The organism is Pseudomonas sp. GX19020, assembly GCF_023371075.1.
GTDB lineage: Bacteria > Pseudomonadota > Alphaproteobacteria > Rhodobacterales > Rhodobacteraceae > Pseudogemmobacter.
Genome location: NZ_JAMCCR010000013.1, coordinates 69,507 through 90,505 on the forward strand (window position 1 = coordinate 69,507; position 20,999 = coordinate 90,505).

17 protein-coding genes are annotated in these 20,999 nt (G+C 64.3%); 8 read left to right on the forward strand and 9 right to left on the reverse strand.

The genetic code is table 11. The features are described 5' to 3' along the window. Window positions 1-2 precede the first annotated feature (2 nt). Window positions 3-962 carry a sugar phosphate isomerase/epimerase family protein gene (locus M3484_RS17695; RefSeq protein WP_249498574.1) on the forward strand — a complete coding sequence of 320 codons (960 nt, stop codon included), beginning with the start codon at window positions 3-5 and terminating at the stop codon, window positions 960-962. A 144-nt stretch (window positions 963-1,106) separates the two neighbouring features. On the opposite strand, the gene M3484_RS17700 is transcribed toward M3484_RS17695, so the two are convergent. The 7 genes from M3484_RS17700 to M3484_RS17730 all read right to left on the reverse strand — a co-directional run bounded on the left by M3484_RS17700 (window position 1,107) and on the right by M3484_RS17730 (window position 9,791). Beyond that, window positions 1,107-2,138 carry a branched-chain amino acid ABC transporter permease gene (locus M3484_RS17700; protein WP_249498575.1) on the reverse strand — a complete coding sequence of 344 codons (1,032 nt, stop codon included), beginning with the start codon at window positions 2,136-2,138 and terminating at the stop codon, window positions 1,107-1,109. Then, window positions 2,135-3,013 (reverse strand): branched-chain amino acid ABC transporter permease, encoded by an 879-nt coding sequence (locus M3484_RS17705; protein WP_249498576.1) that lies wholly within the window; start codon window positions 3,011-3,013, stop codon window positions 2,135-2,137. The genes M3484_RS17700 and M3484_RS17705 overlap by 4 nt, the downstream gene beginning before the upstream one ends. 3 nt (window positions 3,014-3,016) lie before the next feature. Then, a complete protein-coding gene (locus M3484_RS17710; protein WP_249498577.1) occupies window positions 3,017-3,727 on the reverse strand; it encodes an ABC transporter ATP-binding protein in 711 nt (236 codons plus the stop codon). Continuing rightward, complete coding sequence (locus tag M3484_RS17715; RefSeq protein WP_249498578.1) at window positions 3,724-4,515, reverse strand: ABC transporter ATP-binding protein; 792 nt, start codon at window positions 4,513-4,515, stop codon at window positions 3,724-3,726. Before M3484_RS17715 ends, M3484_RS17710 begins: the two co-directional genes overlap by 4 nt. Continuing rightward, window positions 4,512-5,840 carry an ABC transporter substrate-binding protein gene (locus M3484_RS17720; RefSeq protein WP_249498579.1) on the reverse strand — a complete coding sequence of 443 codons (1,329 nt, stop codon included), beginning with the start codon at window positions 5,838-5,840 and terminating at the stop codon, window positions 4,512-4,514. Before M3484_RS17720 ends, M3484_RS17715 begins: the two co-directional genes overlap by 4 nt. A 31-nt stretch (window positions 5,841-5,871) precedes the next feature. Then, complete coding sequence (locus M3484_RS17725) at window positions 5,872-6,969, reverse strand: histone deacetylase-like amidohydrolase (protein ID WP_249498580.1); 1,098 nt, start codon at window positions 6,967-6,969, stop codon at window positions 5,872-5,874. 104 nt (window positions 6,970-7,073) lie between these two features. Continuing rightward, the gene (locus M3484_RS17730; protein WP_249498581.1) at window positions 7,074-9,791 is read right to left on the reverse strand and encodes a winged helix-turn-helix domain-containing protein; all 2,718 of its coding nucleotides are present in this window, start codon (window positions 9,789-9,791) and stop codon (window positions 7,074-7,076) included. Window positions 9,792-10,121: 330 nt separating this feature from the next. On the opposite strand from M3484_RS17730, the gene M3484_RS17735 reads away from it, so the two are divergent. Both M3484_RS17735 and M3484_RS17740 read left to right on the forward strand, forming a co-directional pair. Then, entirely contained in the window at window positions 10,122-12,404 is a 2,283-nt protein-coding gene (locus M3484_RS17735; RefSeq protein WP_249498582.1) for an FdhF/YdeP family oxidoreductase, read from the forward strand. Beyond that, a complete protein-coding gene (locus M3484_RS17740; RefSeq protein ID WP_249498583.1) occupies window positions 12,401-12,712 on the forward strand; it encodes a hypothetical protein in 312 nt (103 codons plus the stop codon). The genes M3484_RS17735 and M3484_RS17740 overlap by 4 nt, the downstream gene beginning before the upstream one ends. Window positions 12,713-12,718: 6 nt before the next feature. Here the strand turns inward: M3484_RS17740 and M3484_RS17745 are convergent, their stop codons facing one another. After that, entirely contained in the window at window positions 12,719-13,105 is a 387-nt protein-coding gene (locus M3484_RS17745) for a type II toxin-antitoxin system VapC family toxin (RefSeq protein ID WP_249498584.1), read from the reverse strand. Next, entirely contained in the window at window positions 13,102-13,350 is a 249-nt protein-coding gene (locus M3484_RS17750) for a type II toxin-antitoxin system Phd/YefM family antitoxin (protein WP_249498585.1), read from the reverse strand. The genes M3484_RS17745 and M3484_RS17750 overlap by 4 nt, the downstream gene beginning before the upstream one ends. Window positions 13,351-13,506: 156 nt before the next feature. On the opposite strand from M3484_RS17750, the gene M3484_RS17755 reads away from it, so the two are divergent. The 5 genes from M3484_RS17755 to M3484_RS17775 all read left to right on the forward strand — a co-directional run bounded on the left by M3484_RS17755 (window position 13,507) and on the right by M3484_RS17775 (window position 20,989). Continuing rightward, on the forward strand, window positions 13,507-14,106 hold the full coding sequence (locus M3484_RS17755; RefSeq protein ID WP_249498586.1) for a dimethylsulfonioproprionate lyase family protein: 600 nt from the start codon (window positions 13,507-13,509) through the stop codon (window positions 14,104-14,106). Window positions 14,107-14,121: 15 nt separating this feature from the next. Further along, window positions 14,122-15,108: a fatty acid desaturase gene (locus M3484_RS17760; protein ID WP_249498587.1), complete on the forward strand. Its 987-nt coding sequence runs from the start codon at window positions 14,122-14,124 to the stop codon at window positions 15,106-15,108. Then, window positions 15,074-17,581: a hypothetical protein gene (locus M3484_RS17765; protein ID WP_249498588.1), complete on the forward strand. Its 2,508-nt coding sequence runs from the start codon at window positions 15,074-15,076 to the stop codon at window positions 17,579-17,581. Before M3484_RS17760 ends, M3484_RS17765 begins: the two co-directional genes overlap by 35 nt. A gap of 7 nt (window positions 17,582-17,588) precedes the next feature. Beyond that, window positions 17,589-19,817 (forward strand): MGH1-like glycoside hydrolase domain-containing protein, encoded by a 2,229-nt coding sequence (locus M3484_RS17770; protein WP_249498589.1) that lies wholly within the window; start codon window positions 17,589-17,591, stop codon window positions 19,815-19,817. A gap of 101 nt (window positions 19,818-19,918) precedes the next feature. Further along, a complete protein-coding gene (locus M3484_RS17775) occupies window positions 19,919-20,989 on the forward strand; it encodes an ABC transporter substrate-binding protein (protein ID WP_249498590.1) in 1,071 nt (356 codons plus the stop codon). Window positions 20,990-20,999 lie beyond the last annotated feature (10 nt).

Consider the following 20,999-nt stretch of genomic DNA (forward strand, 5'->3'; position numbering starts at 1 on the left):
CCATGAAGCTTGGTTTTGTAACAGACAGCCTCGGCGGAGACAGCTTTGAAGGCGTGCTGGAGACGGCTGCCCGTCTCGGCGTCGCGGGGCTTGAGGTCAATACCGGCGGCTGGTCCACCGCGCCGCATTTCTACCTCGCGCTGATGAAAAGCGATGCCGGCGCGCGCAAGGCCTTTCTGAAGGCTTTCGCGGATCGCGGGCTGGAGCTGATCTGCCTCAACGCAAACGGCAATCCGCTGCATCCGACCCAGCCCGAACAGGCGGAATGTCTGAAAGACACCATCCGCATCGCGGGCGATATGGGGATCACGAAGATCGTGACCATGTCGGGTCTGCCGGCCGGGCGCGAGGGGGATCTGATGCCGAACTGGGTCGTGGCAAGCTGGCCGCCCGAGACGCAAAAGATCCTCGAATGGCAATGGCAGGAAAAGCTGATCCCGTTCTGGAGCGAGATGTCTGATCTGGCGACGGCCTCGGGCGTGTCACAGATCGCGCTCGAGATGCATGGCAATCAATGCGTCTATAACGTGCCCTCGCTTCTGAAGCTGCGGGATGCGGTCGGGCCGGTGATCGGTGCCAATCTCGACCCGAGCCATCTGTTCTGGATGGGGGCCGACCCGCTGGCCGCAGCCGGGGCGCTTGGCGAGGCGATCTTTCATGTCCATGCCAAGGATACCTTCGTCAACGCGCCGAAACAGGCCACCACCAGCCTGCTGGAAAACGGCAGTCTGATGGATATTCCGGCCCGCAGCTGGTCTTACATCACGCTCGGCTTCGGCCATGGCGAGGAATGGTGGCGGCAGTTCTGCTATCGGCTGAACATGGCGGGGTATGATGGCTGGCTCTCAATCGAGCATGAGGATGTGCTGCTGAATTCGCGCGAAGGTCTCGAGAAATCCATCACGCTTTTGCGCAATGTGATGCCTGCGCGCGATGCGGATTTCCGGCCTCAGGCGATCTGACCGCCCGGGATCCGGGCGCTTCTTTCCCCGGCCGGGCTGCTCCCTTTGCCCGACCCATGGCGGGGGCCTGTGCCTTACCGGCCCCCGCTGCCCGCACCGGATTGCCCGCCGATGGGGGGCGGTGATTATCCTGGCGCCGGACGGTCAGACCGGCCTGGTATGAGGCGGGGGCGCAGGTGGTGCATCCGGCCTCTGACCGCGCCTCTGGCCGAACCTGAACCGGATTCCGGCAAGCCCTTTGGGAAAAAGGATCACGCAGCCCGCCAGTACAAGCCCGATGCCGATCTCGCGCCAGTCCGACACTTCGCGCAGCCCCTCATCGGCCCACATCAGAAGCGCGGCCCCGATCAGAGGCCCCCATGTGGTGCCAAGCCCGCCGACCACGATCATCGCAAGGATGAAGAGAAGCATCGCGAATGCGAAGGCGGTCGGCCCGACCACGCCGAAATGCGCGGCATGAAAGGCGCCGGCAAGGCCGGTGAAAAAGGCGGAAAGGCCAAAGACCCAGAGCTGATAGCGCATCCGCGCCACGCCGCGTGCCAGCGCAAGGCCGGGATTGTCGCGCAGGCCCCGGAAGGCCAGTCCCAGCGGGCCATGGATGATCGCGATGCAGAAAAGCTGCGCGGCAAGCAGCAGCACCAGCCCGGTATAGTAATGCCCGACATACCATTTCGAGCCGAGAAGATCGCGAAAGCCCAGATCTCCGAACCGCGAAAAGCCGCGCGCGCCGCCGAACAAAGGCAGACAGCCCGAGGCGGGCGTGGTGAAACAGGCGGTGTCATTCACGACCAGAAGATACATGACCTGGCCAATCGCCAGCGTCAGCAGCGCCACATAGGGGCCTTTCAGCCTCAGGCAGGCAAAGCCGATCACCAGCGAGACACCTACCGTCACCAGGGCGGCCAGCAGCATCGCGGCGGGCAGCATCAGCCCGATATAATAGGCCAGCATCGCGGTCGCATAGGCACCCACCGCGAACAATGCCATCTGCGCCAGTGAAAAGATCCCCGCGACGCCGAGAACCAGGTTCCACTGGCTCGCCACCACCGCCCAGATGAAGAAAACCGTCAGCTGCGTCAGCACATAGCGGGTGCCGGTCAGCAATGGCACCGCCAGCATCAGAAGAAACAGCACCAGCGCAATCACGACATCGCGTCTGACAGGAGACCGGATCATAGCCGCACCACTTCTTTCTGGCCAAAGACGCCCTGGGGTCTCCAGATCAGCACTGCGATCACAAGACAAAGCAGGATCGCGAAGGCATATTGTACGCCGAAGATGTATTGGATGACCGCCTCAAGCATACCGATGGCAAAGGCGGTCAGCGCGGCGCCCGGCACATTCCCCAACCCCGCCACGACACAGATGATGAAGGCTTTCAGCATCGGGTCCGCCCCCATATTCGGCAACAGCCCCGACATTGACGAGATCATGATCCCCGACAGCGCCGCCAGCGCGCCCGAGAGCATCAGGATCGTCAGGTAGATCCGGCGGATCGGCACGCCCATCAGCTGCGCCGCGTCGCGGTTCATCGAGGTCGCCCGGATCGCCCGCCCGAGGCGCGAGCGGTTCAGCAGTCCCGCCACCAGCACCAGCATCAACAGCGCCGTGACAAAGATCAGCACATTTTGCCAGGGCAGGTTGACCTTGCCGATCATGATGCCGCCTTCAAGCTTAAGGCTCTGCGCCTGGGGTTGTGGGCCAAAGGTCTTGAGGATCACGCTTTCCAGCATCAGCCCGATGCCGATGGTGGCGATGAAAATGCGGGTCTCGAAGCCTTCGCCACCAAGGATCGGCCGCGCAGCCGCGACAAAGATCAGACCGCCCGCCACCGCTCCCGCCGCCATTGCGGCCAGTGCGGCCAGCGGTGCGGGCCAGCCCATCGCCTGCATCCCCCACATGGCGATATAGCCGCCAAGCGCCAGCAGACCGCCTTGCGCCATGTTCAGCATGTTCAGCGCGCCGTAAATCAGCGCAAGGCCGATCGTTGAAACGGCATAGACCGCGCCCAGGGTCAGCCCGGAAATCAGGATCTGGGTTGCGATATCCATGGCTCAGCCCCCCAGATATGTGGCGAAAATTTCCGGAGAGGACAGGAACTCCTGTCCCGTTCCCGACCAGGCGATGGCGCCATTGTCGAGAAGATGCATCCGGTCGGCCATATCCGCGATGCGCATGGCGTTTTCCTCGACCACCAGAATAGTGCGCCCCGATTTCGCCAGCGCCTGCACCAGTTCATAGATCTGGTCGATCACGATGGGGGCGAGCCCGAGAGAGGGTTCATCGAGCATCAGGATCCGCCCGCCCGCCATCAGCCCGCGCCCGATCCCGACCATGCGCCGCTCGCCACCTGAAAGGGTCGAGGCGATCTGGGTCTGCCGGTCGCGGAGTTTCGGCAGCAGCGTAAAGACCTCATCAAGACGGCGTGCCTCATCGCGCGCAGCCTCGGGGAGGTAGGCCCCCATCCTGAGATTATCGAGCACCGACATGCCCGGAAACAAGAGATCGCCCTGCGGCACATGGATGACGCCCGCCGCGACGATGCGGTCGGGCCGTGCGCGGGTCAGCGACTGGCCGTCAAGGCGGATCTCACCGGCGCGTGCGCGGGCAAGGCCTGAAATCGCGCGCAGAACCGTGGTTTTCCCATGCCCGTTCGGGCCGACCAGCGCCGCGAATTCGCCCTCTTTGACCGTCAGCGAAATGCCGCTTATCACCCGCTGCACACCATAAGCGACCTCAAGGCCGCTGATTTCCAACAGGCTCATGCTGCGCCCCCGTTGAGATGACCGCGCAAGCGTTCAGAGGCGCCGGCCCCGAGATAGACATCAACCACAGTGGCATCTTCGACCAGTCCGCCGGGCGGGCCTTCGAAAATCTTCTCACCGTGATGGAGGATCATCACGCGTTCGGACAGGCCTACGAGAAAGCGCATCACATGCTCGATCAGGATGATTGTCACGCCGCGCGCCTTCAGCCTCCGGACGCAATCCATGATCACATCGGTCTCGGCATGGGTCAGGCCGCCGACCGGTTCATCCATCAGCAGGATCTTCGGATCGGTCGCCAAAGCCGAGGCGATCATCAGTAGCTTGCGGTCGATCACCGGCGCCTGGCCCGCGAGTGTTGCCCCGCGCGGGGTCAGCCCCACGAAGTCCAGCGCCAGATCGGCGGCCTCCTGCGTCGCGCGTGAAAGCCGCAGCCCGGGCATCGCCCGCGCGCGGCGCCCGAATTGCGCCGCCAGCCGCACATTGTCGCGCAATGACATGGAATCAAAGGCCGCATTCAGCTGGAAGGTTCGTGCAAGGCCCTGATGACAGATGCGGTCGGGGGCGTCAGCGGTGATCTCTTTGCCAGCCAGCAGCACCCGCCCGGCGGTCGCGGGCGAGAGGCCGGAGAGTACGTCGAAAAGCGTGGTCTTTCCCGCACCATTCGGCCCGCCGATCCCCAGCACCTCGCCGCGCCGGACCGTGAAGTCCAGCGCGTTGACGGCTTTCAGCGCGCCATATTGTTTGGTCACCCCCTCGCAGGCGAGGATCGTCGCGGGCTCCGTCATTTCAGCCAGGACGGTTTCACATAGGGGCCGGTCGCATAGGGCCAGGGCGCGATCAGCTTACCGCCCACGGCCGCATCCTGAATCTGCAGGAACTGATGCGGCATGCCGAGCGAGGGGTCGTTGACCTCGGTCGGGAAGGCGCGCGCGGCGTTGTTTGTCGGGTTCATCCGCGTGGTGCCACAGACGCCGCGATAGATGAGGTTTCGCATCCGGTCGGCGACCAGGCGGTTCTGGTCAGCATTATCCGGCTCGCCGCTGCCCCCCGCCAGCGCCGCGCCCACGGCCCAGAGATAGGCGCCATCATAGGGCTGCGCCCCGGAATTATGGCCCGCAGCCTCGCCGAACCGCTCTTTGAAACGCTTCTCGAAATCCAGCCCGATCTCATCCTGAAGATCGCCCACCAGGGTTGCATAGATCACCCCTTCCGATGCCTTGCCGGCAATCTCGCGGAAGGCGGGGACCATCGGGCCATATTGCATATAGATCAGCGAATTCGTGGGGTTGGGCGCGAATTGCACCATGAACTGCGCCAGATCGGCGGGGAAGAAATGGGTGATGCAGATCACTGCCGGCGGATCTTCACGCAGTTTCGCCAGTGTCGGACCCCATTCCGAGATCGGCACGGAAACCGTCTCGAACATGGAAATTTCCCAGCCATATTCCGCGGCACGTTCTTTGACGCCATTGGCGATATTCGCGGCATAGACGCCCGCCGAAAGGATCACCGCCATCTTATTGTTCGGCCGGGTGAATTCCTTATTCGCCTCCAGCGATTTCAGGAAATCGAGGAAGCCCGGCCCGTACCAGTATTCCGCCGCACAGCCCTGGAAGGAGCCGAAATAGCGCTCGGGGTCGGATTCAATGAGACTCGTATGACCCAAGGTCGCGTCATAATGGACATAGATGATGCCGCTGTCGGCGATGACATCGGGGATCGCCGAGCCGGAGCCGACATTATAGCCGTTGATCACCGCATGGACGCCGTGGCGGTCGATCAGACGCTGCACGGCCTGGACGTTGGTGGCATCGCCCATCTGCTTGGTATCCTCGAACTGAGGCTCCAGCGGGCGGCCGAGAATGCCGCCAAGCGCGTTGATCTCGTCACAGGCCATGATCAGACCGTTGCGAAACTCGACCCCGTCAGCGGCGGCGAAATCGGTAAGGGGGGCCGCCTGGCCGACCGGGATGGCGCTGCCCTGCGCGCGGGCGCCGTCATTCATACCCGCAAGCATCGCGCCCGCCGCACCGCCGAAGCCGGCGACGCCCTTGAGGAAAGTCCGCCGCCCGGGGATCACATTTGGGGCTGCCAGTTTCAGCGTTTTCATGACCATTTCCCTGTTGTTTTATATGTGTTTTTTATCTGATCGAGTCGAGCAGTGCCGCCGCATCGGCAATCATCGCGGCCTGATGTGGCTGCAATTCCTGCTGGCCCCAGCCCGCATGTTCGGCCCAGGGGTCGCTGACATGGGTGCGGATCCCGCTCATTTCTTCCAGCACGGCAAGGCCGCAATAGGGGGCATACATCGCCGAATATCCGCCCTCATGCGACATCATGAGACGCCCGCCGCACAGCCGGTCGGCGGCTTCCATCAGCATGGCGGTCATCTGGCGATAGCCTTCCGAGGTCACCATCATCCGCCCCATCGGGTCGACCGCGCAGGCGTCGAAGCCTGAGGGCACCACGATCAGATCGGGCCTGTAACGCTCGAGCGCGGGCAGGACGACACGGCGGAACGCCTCGATATAGGCGCCATTGCCGCAGCCCGGCGGCAGCGGGATATTGAGATTGTAGCCCTCGCCTTTGCCGGTGCCGCGCTCGGAATGCAGGCCGGAATGGGTCGGGTAAAGCCGGTCCTGATGCAGCGAGATCGTCAGCACATCGCCGCTGTCATAAAACGCGTCCTGGGTGCCGTTGCCGTGATGGACATCCCAGTCCACTGTCGCGACACGGCCCAGGCCATGCGTCGCCTGGGCATGCATGATCGCCACCGGCACATTGCCGAAAAGGCAGAACCCCATGCCGATATTGCGCTCGGCATGATGTCCCGGCGGGCGCACCAGGGCATAGGCATTCTGCACCTGGCCGGTCAGCACCGCATCCATCGCGGCAATTGTGCCGCCCGCCGCCAGCAGCGCGATGTCGAAACTCCCGGCGCCAAGCGGCGTGAGGTATGAGGCATCGCCCCAGCCCGCCTCGCTGATCGCCCTGATCTTCGCGATATGCTCGCGGGTGTGAAAACGCGCGATCTCATCCTCGGTCGCGGGGCGCGGTCTGATCGGCGCGAGGTAATCCAGCAGGCCGGAGACCTCGAGCAGATTGCGGATCCGCCGCTTGGTCTCGTGGTTTTCGACATGTTCGCCCGGCTGCACCGTCAGGCCCGGCGGGAAAACCAGGTTCCAGTTCTGGGTATTATGCCAGTGATACAGCTCATGCGACACGAGGCCGGTGGTCATCGCGCGTTTCTCCCGCCCAGAGATTCTCAGGTCTTGCGGGGAGGAGGCTAGGCGAGGGTTAAAGGGGACGCGCCTCCCTTAGGGGTGGGGGTGGCGAAAAATCTTCACCACCCTTTCGGGTGGGGGTGCGGGCGGTCTCCCCTGGCCGACAAGGCCAGCACCGCCTGAATGCGGCTGGAGACACCAAGCTTGGAGAAAATATTCTTCAGATGCCATTTCACCGTATCCATCGAAATCGCAAGCTGTTCGGAAATCTCGCGGTTCGAAGCCCCGGCCTGCAAGGCCGCCGCGACCTCGGCCTCTTTTGGCGACAAGAGCGGTGGCGCGGCCTGGGTCTGTGGCCCGGCAGCAGTGGCTGAGGGAGCCAGCCGGGAATGGAGGCCCGTGACAAAGGCGGAAAGCGCCACGTCACGCGACCAGGACGGGATGCGCGGCCTTGCCCAGTCGATCACCCGCGCAAGGGCTGCGCCCTCATCCAGCAGGCTGCGCAGCGCGCCCTGACGAAACGCGGTCTCGACAGCTTCGGAAATCGCATTCAGCGCGGCCATGCGCTCGCCGGCGTTCAGCGCGGCGATGGCGTTCACCGCCTGAACCTGCACCAGCCGTCTGAGCCGCCCCGAATAGCGCAGCCGCCCGACGATGCGGGTCAGACGCTCATGCGCGGCGGCGGCAGTGCCTTCGGCGATCAGCACCCGTGAAAGCGCGATCTGTTCCATCTCATGCGCGGTCGAAGGCGCGCCGGGGCTCTCACTGCTGTCTTCGCTGACGCCGCGCGCCATCAGCACGCCCCGCGCCAGCGCCGCATTGCCACCGGCCAGCAAGAGCCGGACATGGTCGTTCAGCGCTGAAGCGACCAGCCGGCGGTAATGGTTGCGGGCGCCGGAAACCTCGGCCTCGGAGAGGATCGCGATGGCGGCTGCCGTCTCGCCCCGCGCCGCCGACAGCCGCGCGGCTGACAGGCGCACCGTCATCTCATGGACCACAAGACCAAAAGCCTCCATCTCACCGCGATGGTCGGCCAGGTGTCGCGCGGCGGCGTCGAGATTATCGCTTTCATAGGCAAGCTCGGCCTGGAAGACCGCGGCCATTGCCTCGGCATAAGATCCCGCGCCAAGCGCCTCGCGCGCCATATCGGCGCCAGAGGCGAAATGCTGACGGGCGATTTGCAGATTGCCGGCGGATTTCTCGATCAGCCCGAGGATCAGCTCGGAATAGGCCATGCCAAAGACCGATCCTGCCTGTTCATGCGCCGCGCGGCCCCGGCTGCAGGCAAGGCGCGCGGGGCCAAGGCTGCCCAGCGAATATTCGCAAAACCCGAGCACATTGTTCAGCGTGCCGCGCAGGAAATGTTCCTGATGCGGCAGCGTGGGCAACAGGGCCAGCGCCATCCGCCGCGCCCGGGCAGAGCGTTCCCCGGCCGAAAGCGCGCCTACCCCCAGCACCTGCATCTCGGCCCAGAGCGCGGCATGTGTCTCGCGCGGCAAAGCTGCGTCAGACTGCATCTGGCGCAGGAGATCGCGGGCGGCGCGCACGCAGGTCAGCGCCCGGCGCGGCGCGCTGGAATGGAAATAGACCCAGGCCTGGGCCAGCAGCAAACGCGGCCGGCTGTCATTCACGCCCGGCGGCAGCCGTTCAAGCCAGGCGCGCAGCCGGGTGATCTGGCCGAGCTTGACTGCCGCCATGCAGCAGGTCTCGACCAGCTCGGCCGCGCGCAGCGTATCACCCGCCGCCAGGGCATAATGCACCGCGTCGATTTCCAGCCCGCGTGCGGAAAGACAATCGGCGGCAGCGCGGTTCAGCGCGGGGGCCAGTTCGGCGGTGCGGGGCAGGCTGCGCAACAGATCGGCAAAGAGGTGATGGTAGCGGAAGGTCGTGCGCGAGGGCGTCAGCGCCACAAGGAACAGGTTCGCCTGGTCGATGCGCCGGATCATCGCCGCAGCATCCTTATGCCCGGTGACCCGCGCTGCCAGATCGGCATCGAACCATTCCAGCACTGCGCTGCGGCTGAGGAAATCCATCATATCGGCGGGCAGCCGCGACAGAACCTCCTGGCCCAGAAAGGCGGCAATATCACCGCCTGCGCCGGAAAACCGTGCAAGAAAGCCGGGCCGGTCGCCTTCCTCATTCATCGCGAGACCGGCGAGTTGCAGCGCCGCGATCCAGCCCTCGGTCCGGGTATGGAGCGTCGTCAGCTCTGCGGGTTCCATCGTAAGCCCGAGGCTTTCATGCAGGAAATCCGCCGTCTCTGCCCGCGAGAAGCGCAGCGCGCTGTCGGGGATACGGACCAGCTGCCCGCGCGCCCGCAGATGCGCCAGATGCAAAGGCGGATCGCTGCGCGAGATCAGCACGATATGGAGACGGGACGGCGCGTGGTCGATCAGCGATTGCAGGAAGGCGAGCGCTTCTGCAGAGGTCAGGCGGTGAAGGTCATCAAGCACGAGGACCAGGGGGCGCCCGGCTGCCAGAACCGCTGCGACCAGTGCCGCAAGCGCGCCGGTTGCCGAAAGGGATTCCGAGGTGATCAGGTTTTGCAGAGCTATGTCAGGCGTGGGCAAGGCGCGCCCGACCGCACGGATCAGATGCAGGATGAACGATCTGCCGCTGTCGGCCATCGGATCCAGCGAAAGCCAGGCGAAACCCGTCTCCTCAAGCCCGGCGCCCCATTGTGCCACCAATGTCGTTTTTCCAAACCCTGCCGGCGCGCGCAGGACCGTCAGCGGATGCGCCAGCGCCTGATCCATCAGCGCAAGGGTCGCCTCGCGGCGCAAAAGCGTCGACCGTAAGAGCGGGGGGTGAATCTTGGTGTCTATAACGGTCGCCATGTGCCGCAGTCCGGCGGGAATGCCGGCATTTGTCAACCTCGGCCCGGGGGCGGCGCCCGAACGTGGCGCCACAACCACTGGCAAGAAAGACACATTCCTGATGGGAAAATAAGCAAATGTCGTATGACTGCCTGAAAAGGCGCATCTGACACTTGGAATTCCTGCCCCCTGCGCTATTTCACCGGGGCAACCCTTGCGCTTTTGCCTCGCCCGCCGGTCTCTGACCGCCGAGGACAGGCGGCCTCCGGCAGCTGTCAGCCAGAAATCCGGCCTCATTCTCCACCGTCCCGCGACGGGCGAGGGGGCTTTGCGCGCGAAAAAGGGGCCGTCATGGGCAAGAACGAGTTTATCGGCAAGTCTTCGGCAGCGGCTGGCGGCTGGGGCGCGCTGAAAAGCTGTGGCAAGCGGTTGCTTGCGACCGGCAACCCCCTGGCCGGCGCACGGACCATGCTCAGGGCGAACCAGCCCGACGGATTTGACTGCCCAGGCTGCGCCTGGGGCGACCCGGAACATGGCTCTTCGTTCGAATTTTGCGAAAACGGCGTCAAGGCGGTGGCCTGGGAGGCGACCCAAAAACGTGTCACGCCCGATTTCTTTGCCTCCCATACCCTCACCGAACTGCGCGGCTGGTCGGATTTCGATCTTGAACATCAGGGCAGGCTCACCCATCCGATGGTCTATGATACGGCCAGCGACCGTTATCGCCAGACCAGCTGGGAGGAGGCCTTCACCGCCATCGGCGCCGCGCTGAATGCTCTGGATGACCCCGACCGGGCGGAATTCTACACCTCGGGGCGGGCCTCGAATGAGGCGGCGTTCCTCTATCAGCTTTTCGTCCGGCTTTATGGCACCAACAACTTCCCCGACTGTTCCAATATGTGTCATGAGGCCTCGGGGGTTGCGCTGACCGAAGCGATCGGGATCGGCAAGGGCACGGTGCTGCTGGAGGATTTCGAAGTGGCGGATGCGATTTTCGTGATCGGGCAAAACCCAGGCACCAATCACCCGCGCATGCTGGCCGATCTGAGGAAGGCAACCGCGCGCGGCGCGAAAGTGGTGGTGTTCAACCCGCTGAAAGAAAAGGGACTTCAGCGTTTCGCCGATCCGCAGAACAAGCTGGAAATGATCTTTGGCGGATCAGAGCCGACCTCGACCGATTACTATCAGCCACGGCTTGGCGGCGATATGGCGGCGGTCAGAGGCATCGCCAAACTGGTTTTTGCCGCCGAAGACCAGGCGCTGGCCGATGGCCGCCCTTCGGTGATTGATCACGCCTTTATCCGGGAGCATTGCCACGGATTTGACGCCTGGAAAGCCGAGGTCGATGCCACCGCCTGGGATCAGATTTTCGAACAGTCCGGCCTGACGCTGGAGGAAATCACCCGCGCGGCCGGGGTCTACCTGGCCGCAGATAAGGTGATCTGCACCTGGGCGATGGGGGTCACGCAGCACCGCCATTCGGTCGCGACGATCCGCGAGATTGCCAGCCTGATGTTCCTGCGCGGCAATATCGGGCGGCCCGGCACGGGGCTTTGCCCGGTGCGCGGCCATTCCAACGTCCAGGGCGACCGGACGGTCGGGATCAATGAGAAAGCCCCGAAAGCGCTGATCGACGCGCTGGAGCGGGAGATCGGCGTGAAAATGCCGCGCAATCGCGGACATAACGTGGTCGAAGCCATTGGTGCCATGATTTCAGGCCGGGCAAAGGCTTTCATCGGGCTTGGCGGAAATTTTGCGCGCGCCACGCCTGACAGTGATCTGGTGGCGAAGATCCTGCAAAGCCTGGATCTGACCGTGCATGTTGCGACCAAGCTGAACCATTCGCATCTGCTTCCGGGGCGGGTGTCTTACATCCTTCCCTGCCTCGGGCGCACAGAAATTGACAAGAATTCCAAAGGTATCCGTCAGATCGTCACTGTCGAGGATTCGATGAGCATGGTACATGGCTCGGGCGGGATCAACATGCCTGCCTCGAAAGAGCTGAAATCCGAAGTGGCGATTGTCGCGGGGATCGCAGCGGCGACGGTGGGATCGGAACATGTCGACTGGGCGGGCCTTGCCGATGACAATGACCGGATCCGCGACCTGATCGCCCGCGTGTTGCCTGCCTTTGGCGATTACAATACTGCGGTTCGGCAAAAACGCGGCTTCTGGCTGAGGAACCCGGCATCGGAGCGCGAGTTCAACACCGCCACCGGGCGCGCGAATTTCGTCCCCGACCGGCTGCCCGATCAGACCGAATGGCAACAGGCGGGGCCGGGGCGGCTTGTCCTTCAGACATTCCGCTCGCATGACCAGTACAACACCACCATTTACGGCATGGATGACCGGTATCGCGGGGTTTATGGCGAACGGCGGGTGATCTTTATCAATCGCGAAGACCTTGCCCGGCTGGGCCATGGCGCGGGTGATCTGGTCGATCTGACGAGCGAGGCGGCGGATGGTGCGATCCGGAGGGCCAGTGGGTTCCGCCTTGTGCCCTATGACATCCCACAGGGCTGCATCGCCGGTTATTACCCCGAACTGAACCTTCTGGTGCCGCATGACGCCTGGGGCGAGGGCAGTTTCACGCCGGTTTCCAAGTCGATCCTAGTGACGCTGCACCCGCAATGAGCACCGGTTCCGATCCCCGGGAAGAGCGCTTCATCGCGCTCAGCGAGGCGGTTGCTGCACGGGGGCCGTCGATGATGGCGGCGATGTTGCTGGTCACGGCACATATGGGGATCTGTTCCGACAGCCGCAGTTTCGCGCGGATTTTCGGGGTCGAACATGCACTCGTCCTGCGCGAGCTGGTGGCGATGGAGATTGAGACGCGGCTGGTGACGATCCTGCGCCGCGACTGCAGCCAGCGGGTGCATTATGCGCCCGGTGAGGCCGCAGAAGATCTGCTGGCCCATGCCGAGGCCGCCCTTGCGATCTGACGCCGCTTAAATTTCCAGCACCGGCCCGCCATAGGCGAGCACATAGCGATCCTGAGACAATAGGCGCATCCCCTCTGCCGCTGCCTGGGCGACCAGCAGCCGGTCGAACGGGTCACGATGCAATGGCGGCAGGGTCGCAAGCGCGAGGATATGACGCCCTTCGACGGTCAGTTCCTCATAGCCCGCTGACAGCAGGCCGGCCCAGAGTACCCCCGGATCGGTGCGGAAATCCGGGCGATCGAGGCCGCGCTTGATCGCCACCTCCCACAGGCTGGCGACGCTGAACCAGAGCCGGTTCGCCGGATCCTCGATCAGTGCCAGCGCCCGGGCCGGGATCAGATCCGGTCGCGCCGCCACCCATAACAGGTAATGGGTATCGAGCAGCAGATTCACAGCTGAGACCCCGTGTCATCCTCAAAGAGGCCACGGATCAGATCGGCATCGCGGTGATCGAAATCATCGGGCACGTCGATCTGCCCGGCGAGAAAGCCGGTGCGGCGTGGCACATCCGTCTCGATCATCACCACTTTGACCAGCGGCTTGCCGGCGCGGGCGATGATAAAAGGCTCCCCCTGCACCGCCTCTTCGACGAGGCGCGAGAGATGTGTCTTGGCTTCATGCATATTGACGGTTTTCATCACAGCACCCGGTCTGACTTAGTCTGTTAAACTTAGTCTGATTCTCACATCATGACAAGCCATGCGCGCCAGCCTCACAGAACCATTGCCGCAGGCCTTTTGCCCTCCTATCATTTCGCGTGACAGAGCAGCCGCACTCTGCGCTGAGGCCAGCCGATGAAAGGCGCAACTGTGACATTGTACAACCGCCCCCCCGAAGTTCAGAATTTCATCGAGGTGACGCTGGCACTGATGGCGGAGCTGGCTGCGACCCCCGAGGCAAAAGCGGCGCTCGCGGGTATCCGCGACGGCGTGAAGCGGGTCGATCCGCAAACCCCGCGCAGCCCCGGAAGGCAACCCGCCTGCACGCATCTCGGGGCTGCACTTGCCCATGCCGCGCAAACCCCGCAACTCGCCCCGCTTTGCGCGGCGCTGGAGGCGGCCGAGCCGTATCTCGAATGGACAGGCGAAGAGCGCAATGGCCTTGCATCCGGGAGCTATGCCGAAATCACGCTGCTCGGCCCGGGCGGGCATGAAGAGCGGCGCGATGTCTGGCTGGGCCTTTCGCTGCTGGCGCCACATGTGCGCTACCCCGATCACAACCATGCGCCGGAAGAGGTCTATCTGGCGCTGTCCGAGGGCGATTTCTGGCGCGAAACCTCTGGCTGGTTCACGCCCGGAACCGGCGGCACCTTCTATAACCAGCCCTCGGTCCGGCACGCGATGCGGTCTGGCGAGGCACCTTTGCTGGCGATCTGGGCGCTCAGGCGTGTCTGACACGGTGCGGCTGCCATGAGCGGGGCCAATGAGCCGCAGCGCCTGCCGGTGTTGCCGCGTGAGATGCTGCTGCCTCCCAGGTTCGAGACGCCGACCTGGGGGCTGGTCGTGCTGTGTTACGGCGGCTGGCTGCTGGCCGGGTTCTGGCTCTGGCCGGCCCAGCCCTGGCTTGCGCTGATCGTGATGGGCGTTGCGGTGGCACTGCATTCCTCGCTGGCGCATGAGGTGCTGCACGGCCATCCGACCCGGAACGCAGGGTTGAATGAGGCCCTGGTCTGGCTGCCGATCGGCATTTTCTACGCCTATCGCAGCTATAAGCTGACCCATCTTCAGCATCATAATGACGAGCGGCTGACCGACCCCTATGACGATCCCGAAAGTTACTATGTCGCGCTTTTCACCTGGACGCGGATGCCGGGATTGTTGCGGCTGGTGCTGCGGGTCAACAATACGCTGCTCGGGCGGGTGGTGCTTGGCCCATGGGTTGCGGTCTTCGGTTTCACCCTGGCAGAGGCGCGCCGGATTCTGGCGGGTGACGCCAGGACCCGCAATGCCTGGGCGCATCATCTGGCGGGGCTGGCGGTGGTTCTGCCGCTTGTTCAGTTCGGAATGGGCATTCCGGTCTGGCTCTATCTCCTGGGGCCGGGCTGGATCGGGCTCGGGCTGATCGCGATCCGCAGCTATTGCGAACATCAATGGGCCGAAGACCCGAATGGGCGGACGATCATCGTCGAACGCTCGCTCCTCGCGCCGCTGTTTTTGTTCAATAACCTGCATTTCGTGCATCACAAACTGCCGCGCGTGCCGTGGTATCGGCTGCCCGGGGCCTATAACGCCGCACGGGATGAGTGGCAGCGGCTGAATGGCGGCTATGTTTTCCCCAGTTATTACAGCATATTGCGCGCCTATGCCTGGCGGATGAAGGAAGATACTCCGCATCCCGCCTGGCGGCGCGAGGAGACAGGCAGTGCAGAACCAGCCAGAGATGACCGAGACGCCTGAACCGGGCCGCCCCGCCGCCTATTGGTTCTGGTCCGGCCTGCCCGGGCGGGAGGCCATGCTTTCCCAGCTGACAGAGTTCCGTGATGCCGGGTTCAGCCGTATCTATATCCAGGCGCGGCCTTCAATGCCTCTGCCGCTCTACCTGTCGGACGGATTTCTCGCGGCCTATCGCGAGGCGGTGGAAATCATGGGCAGGCTCGGGCTGAAGGCCGGGCTTTATGATGACTATGCCTGGACCAGCGGTCAGGCGGGGGGGCGTGTGGTCGACGGCGCGGATCACCTGCGCGAACGTCATGTTTTCTGGGCCGTCAGCCGCCAGGCCGAGGCGCATATTTCCGGGATACAAGCGACGCTTGGCGCAAGCCTCGGCCCGGCGGTGCGCGACTGGATCCATGAGGGTGGCCGCCCGGTCTGCACCGACTGGGATCTGGTCGCGGCGGTGATCCTCCACCCCGATGGTCGTATCGAGGAGGGGGTGGCGCGGCTCACCTCGACAAGCGAGACCGGCGTCACGGCGCAGATCGACCACCTTCCCGAAGGCGCGCGCTGGATCCTTTTTGCCGCGACCCGCATCGCCAGCTCGCGGGTGATCAATTACCTGCTGCCCGAGGCCGGCCGGCGCTTTGTCGAGCGCGGGCTGGAGCCCTTTGCGACCGTTCTGGCAGGGCTGATCCCCGGCGTGGTGGATCAGCTGTTTTTCGACCAGCCCGCGCCGGTTCTTTACCGCTGGACCGAGACGGAGGGGAACCTGCTGAACAGCTTCCTGTGGTCCGAAGACCTTGCAGCCGGCATTGCGGCGCGGGGGTCTGTCGGTCCGCAACTGGCCGCGCTGCTTTTTGACACCGGGCCCGGGACCTCTGCCGCGCGCAGCCATATCTGGCGTCTTTATACGCGGCTGATCGGCGAGGCGTTTTTCGCGCCGGTCCGCGCCTTTTGTGACCGCAACGGCCTCGCGCTGACCGGGCATGAGATCTTGCCGCATGTTGCCTCTTTCGCGCTGAATGGCGGGTTTTCCTCGATTGATCCGCGTGTGGCGCTGGCGGCGGATTTCTTCGGGCTGGACGCCTGGCGCGATATCACGGCGGTTGATGTCAACAACCTCGGCCCGCAACTGGCGCCGGTGCTGGGGGACAGTATCGCCCGCGCCTCAGGCAGGCGCGGCTGCCTGACCGAGCTTTATCTGACCGCGGAACGCAGCGAGACCCGTGCCGCCGGTCAGTGGGAGATCACGCCCGCCGCCCTGCGCGCGCAGATGATCCGGCTGCATCTCCTGGGTGCGGGCCAGGTGATCCTGCATGCGCTTTATGCCGATGCGGGTGACGGGCGGTCTGAGCCACTGGCCAATATGCGATTTGATTTTGCCCCGGGCTATAACCTGCAACCCTGGTGGGGGGTGATGCGGGCGCTGAATGACGAGATCACCGCACTCGCGGGCTTTCTGGCAGGCGCGGTGCCGCAGGCCCAGGTCGCGCTTTTCTACCCTTACGAAACTGCCCTGACCGAAGGGCCGCGCCATGATCATGCCCGGCTGTTCGGCGCCTGGGCAGAGGCGCTCTGGCAGCTTGGTCAGCCACCGCTGATCCTTGATGAGGCGGGTCTTCAGCGCATCACACAGGGCGCCAACGGGCCGGAGCTTTATGGCAGCCGCCTCGCGGCCCTTGTGTTGCCGGCGGTTACGGGCTTTGCCGATCCGGCAAGCCAGGCCCGCATCGATGCGCTGCCACTGCCGGTCTGGTGCGGCGCGCCGGATCTGGCCGGGCTGCACAGCTTCCTCGCTGACGAAGGGCCGGTGGTCACGTCTGACCCCGGTCTGGACCGTGATCTGGTTTCCCATCTGGCCGGGCGCGATGCGACAGGCGCCTGGCGGCTGGTTCTGTTCAACGACAGTGCCGCGCCGCTCAGGGCGCAGATCAGCCTCGGCGGCGGGTTTTGCCATACTGATGCGCCGGAGGCACTCGCCGGGCTTGATCTTTACCTCGAACCGCAGGAATTGCGCTGTCTGCGGCTGCGCGAGGCTGGTTTGCCCGCAGGTCAGGCCAGGACACTGACCGAGCCTGTGCCGCGCTGGCATCGCCATATGCTCGACAGCGACTGGACCCTGCAAACCAGGGGCGAGGCGCGTCAGATCAGCGTCTGCCGGGGCTGGCAGGAACAGGGCGACGCGGATTTTTCGGGCATCGGTATCTATGAGACCCGCTTCACCCTGGCAAAGCCTGCCGCGCCGCTGCTGGAACTGCCAGGTCTCGCCTGCGCGGCGCAGGTCTTTCTTGACCAGCGCCATATCGGCCGGATCTGGCACCCGCCCTGCCGGCTTGCTCTCGGCATGCTGGATGCGGGCGAGCATCACCTCAGGCTTGAGATTGCCAATACCGCCGCGAACCGCTTTTATGCCGGCACCCCCTGGCAGGGCGCGCTCTGGCCTGATCCGTCCGGGCTGACCGCACCGCCTGTGCTGCTGACGCCCGTTTCGTGAGGCCCCGATGTCGATGACCACGACCCTGCCGCTTTCGCGGCTCTGGTTCACCTGGGGCGAGCGGCCCGCCGAGATGATCTTTCAGCCGCTGGGGCTCAGGGTGACGCCGGTCCTTTATTCGACAAGGGCGCGCAAGACCTCGCTGATCGAGCTACGGGCGGATGTGGTGCGGCTGGGGGCGCATCGGGCGGATGGCGGCTTCGCGGGGCTCGAGACCGAATTCTCCGGCACAAGGATAGGGTTTCAGGCGGGAGCCGTTGATCCTTTTGCGATCCGTGGTGCCTGGGAAGCGCGCGAGACCGGCGAATGGGGGGCGAGGTTCTGGGTGGTGCTGGCGATATCCGCCGATGGGGCGGAAGCGCGGTTCGACAAGGCGGCGGGGGCGGTGCTGATCCGCATGGGCCATCGCTGGGCCGCGATTATCAGCCGCGATCCGGCGATCGTCGTATCCGGCCACCCGGATCTGGGCGCTTTGCGTGAGGATCTGGAAGAAAACGGCTATTTCAGCCTGGAGAGCCGGGCGGAGGCCGCCCCTTTGCTGGCATTGCGTTTCAATCTCGACATGATGCGAGACGGCGCCTGGGCGGCGGCGGTGGCCGACAGCGAAGCCCTGGCTGTGGCGGGGGCGAAAGCGGCACTGGCCGCACCCGCACCTGTGCCCGGATCACTGCATGAGGGGGCTGCCGCCGGTGCGCTGGAGGCCATTCGCGACATCACCGGCTGGAACACGGTCTGGGACACGGAAAATCATCGCCCCTATACCAAAGTGACGCGGATCTGGAATCTCGGGCGCTATGCGGTCTGGTATAATGACCAATGCTATGCCGCGCTGCTGGCGGGCGTGCTGGACCCCGATCTCGCACGGCAGAATATGGCAGTGGCGCATGGAGGCGCTACGCCGCAGGGGAATATCGCCTGTATCGTGACGTCGAATGACGCCTGGGTGGATCGCAGCCAGCCGCCGCTTGGCGCGCTGGTGGCCTGGTCCCTGTTCCTGCGCCTGGGCGAGCGTTCGCTTCTGTCGACGCAATATGAGATTTTGCTGAGAAACCATCGCTGGTGGCGGCGGGAACGCGACCCGGATTCGCGCGGCCTGATCTCTTGCGGATCGTCGGATGTCGGCGCGGCGCTCTATCAGGGCACCCATTTCGGCGCCCGGAATGAGACGGGGATGGATAACAGCGCCACCCATGATGAGGCCGTCTGGCAGGCAGAGAGGCGCAGCCTCTCGACCTGGGATCTGGGGCTGAATTGCGTGGTTGCGCTGGATGCCGAGATGCTTTCGCTGATCGCGGCAGAGCTGGGCGATACCGCCACCGCGACCGAGATGCGCGAAATGGCCGGGACGCATCGCCGGCTGATCCGCGAACAGCTCTGGGACGAAAGCCGCCAGATCTTTGCCAACCGCCAGCGCGGCGGGGCATTTGTGAAATCGCTGTCTCCAACCAGCTTTTACCCGCTTTTATGCGGCGCGGCGGATGCCGGCCAGCAGGCGGCACTGATGCGGCATATGGAGGATGCGGAGACCTTCCGCAGCCCCTGGCCCCTGCCCAATGCCACCCGCGACGATCCGGCCTATCAGGACAATGTCTATTGGCGCGGACGGATCTGGCCCAATGTGAATTACCTTGTCTGGCTGGGCCTGCACCGCGCCGGCGAGACCACGCGCGCCGCGCGTCTCGCAGCGGAAAGCCTGGCACTTTTCCGCAAGAACTGGGACGAGGCGCGGATCGCGGGCGAGAATTACAACCCCGAAACCGGCGAAGTGCTCGACCAGGGCGATGCCGATGGGTTTTACATCTGGGCGGGGCTGCTGCCACTGATGGCGGTCGAAGAGATCTGCGGATTCTCACCCTGGACGGGGTGGAGCCTGCAAAACGGGCCCGATTGCCGCATGGGCCCGCTGGAAAGCCCGCTCGGGCCGGTGGTGGTGAGCCGGGAAGGGGGGGTGCTGACGCTGTCAGACCCGACGGGCCAGGCGCGGCTGGTCAGCGATATCGCGGGTCCGCTCAGGCATATCCGTTTTGGCGAGGGCTGTTTCAGCTGTGAAATCCCCGCCTGCGTGGCGGGCAGTCTGAGCCTGCCGCAGATCCGGATGTCAGATGTGCTGGCGATTGAGCTGGATGGCGCGCCACAGCTGCAGGATCCCGGCGATGGCCCCCTGCAGCTGCGGTTGTCGACGGCCAGACCGGCCCGGCTTTCGATCTGGTTTCGCAACACCCGGCATGGTGCTTGACAGTGACGGTGTTGCGCTGTCCCTTGCGGGACAAGATCGCAGGAAGATCAGAGGCCCGGCGCCATTCGCGCCCGCATGGCCTTCAGGGAGGGAGACGGGAAATGAAACTCAGCAGACGCGCAATGGTGCAACTGATGGGCGGCACGGTGCTGGCAACGACGCTGCTCGGGCCGCGCCGCGCGCTGGCGGCGACGAAGATCACCGTGTTGAACTGGCAGGGCTACGGCACCGACGAGAAATGGGCCCTTGAGGCCTTTAAGGCCGCGACCGGTATCGAGGTCGTGCACGACTATTTCAATTCCGAAGCCGAGATGATCACCAAACTGGCGACCAATCCCGGCGCCTATGATGTGGTGCTGATCAACTCGGCCCGGATCGCGCAGGCGGCGGGGCAGGGGCTGATCCAGCCGGTCGATTTCGCAAAGATCCCGAATGCGGCGGGCCTCGCGCCAAAGCTCAAAGACCATGACAATATGCAATATGAGGGCGAGACCTTCGGCTGCGCCTGGGTCTGGGGGATGAACGGGCTGGGCGTCCGGGATGGCAAGACCGATCCCGACAGCTACGCCGCGCTGGCAGACCCGGCCTGGGCGGGCAAGGTCGCACTGTTCGATGATGCGGTGACCGCTGTGGGCCTTGGTGCGCTGGCCACCGGTCAGGACATGAATGACCCGAAAGACCTGGAGGCGGTGAAAGGCTTCCTGCAATCGGTGCGTCCGAACCTGCACAATCTCTGGACCTCGGAAGACCAGTGGAACAAGGCTTTCGCTGCGAATGAGTTCGATCTGTCGGTCGCCTGGTCGGGCGGCGTGGTGCGCTCGTTCCGCAATGGCGGTCTGCCGGTGCATTTCGTGGTGCCGAAAGAGGGTGCGATCGGCTGGCTCGACGGGCTCGCAGTGCCCTCGACCGCTCCGGATGTCGATGCGGCCCATGCGTTCATCAATTACATGATCGACCCGGATTTCTATTTCCGCTGGGCGACCGAGGTGGGCGCGCCGGCTTCGGCCAATGTCGATGCGATGGCAAAGCTGCCCGAGGATGACCTGATGAAACAGGTCCACAAAGCGGAATACATCGACACGATGTCGATCATGTCTGCCCTGCCGGATGCGCGGCGCGATGGGTTCAACGCGCTCTGGCAGGAAATGAAAGCCTATTACGCCGCGAAATGAGCGCAGGCCC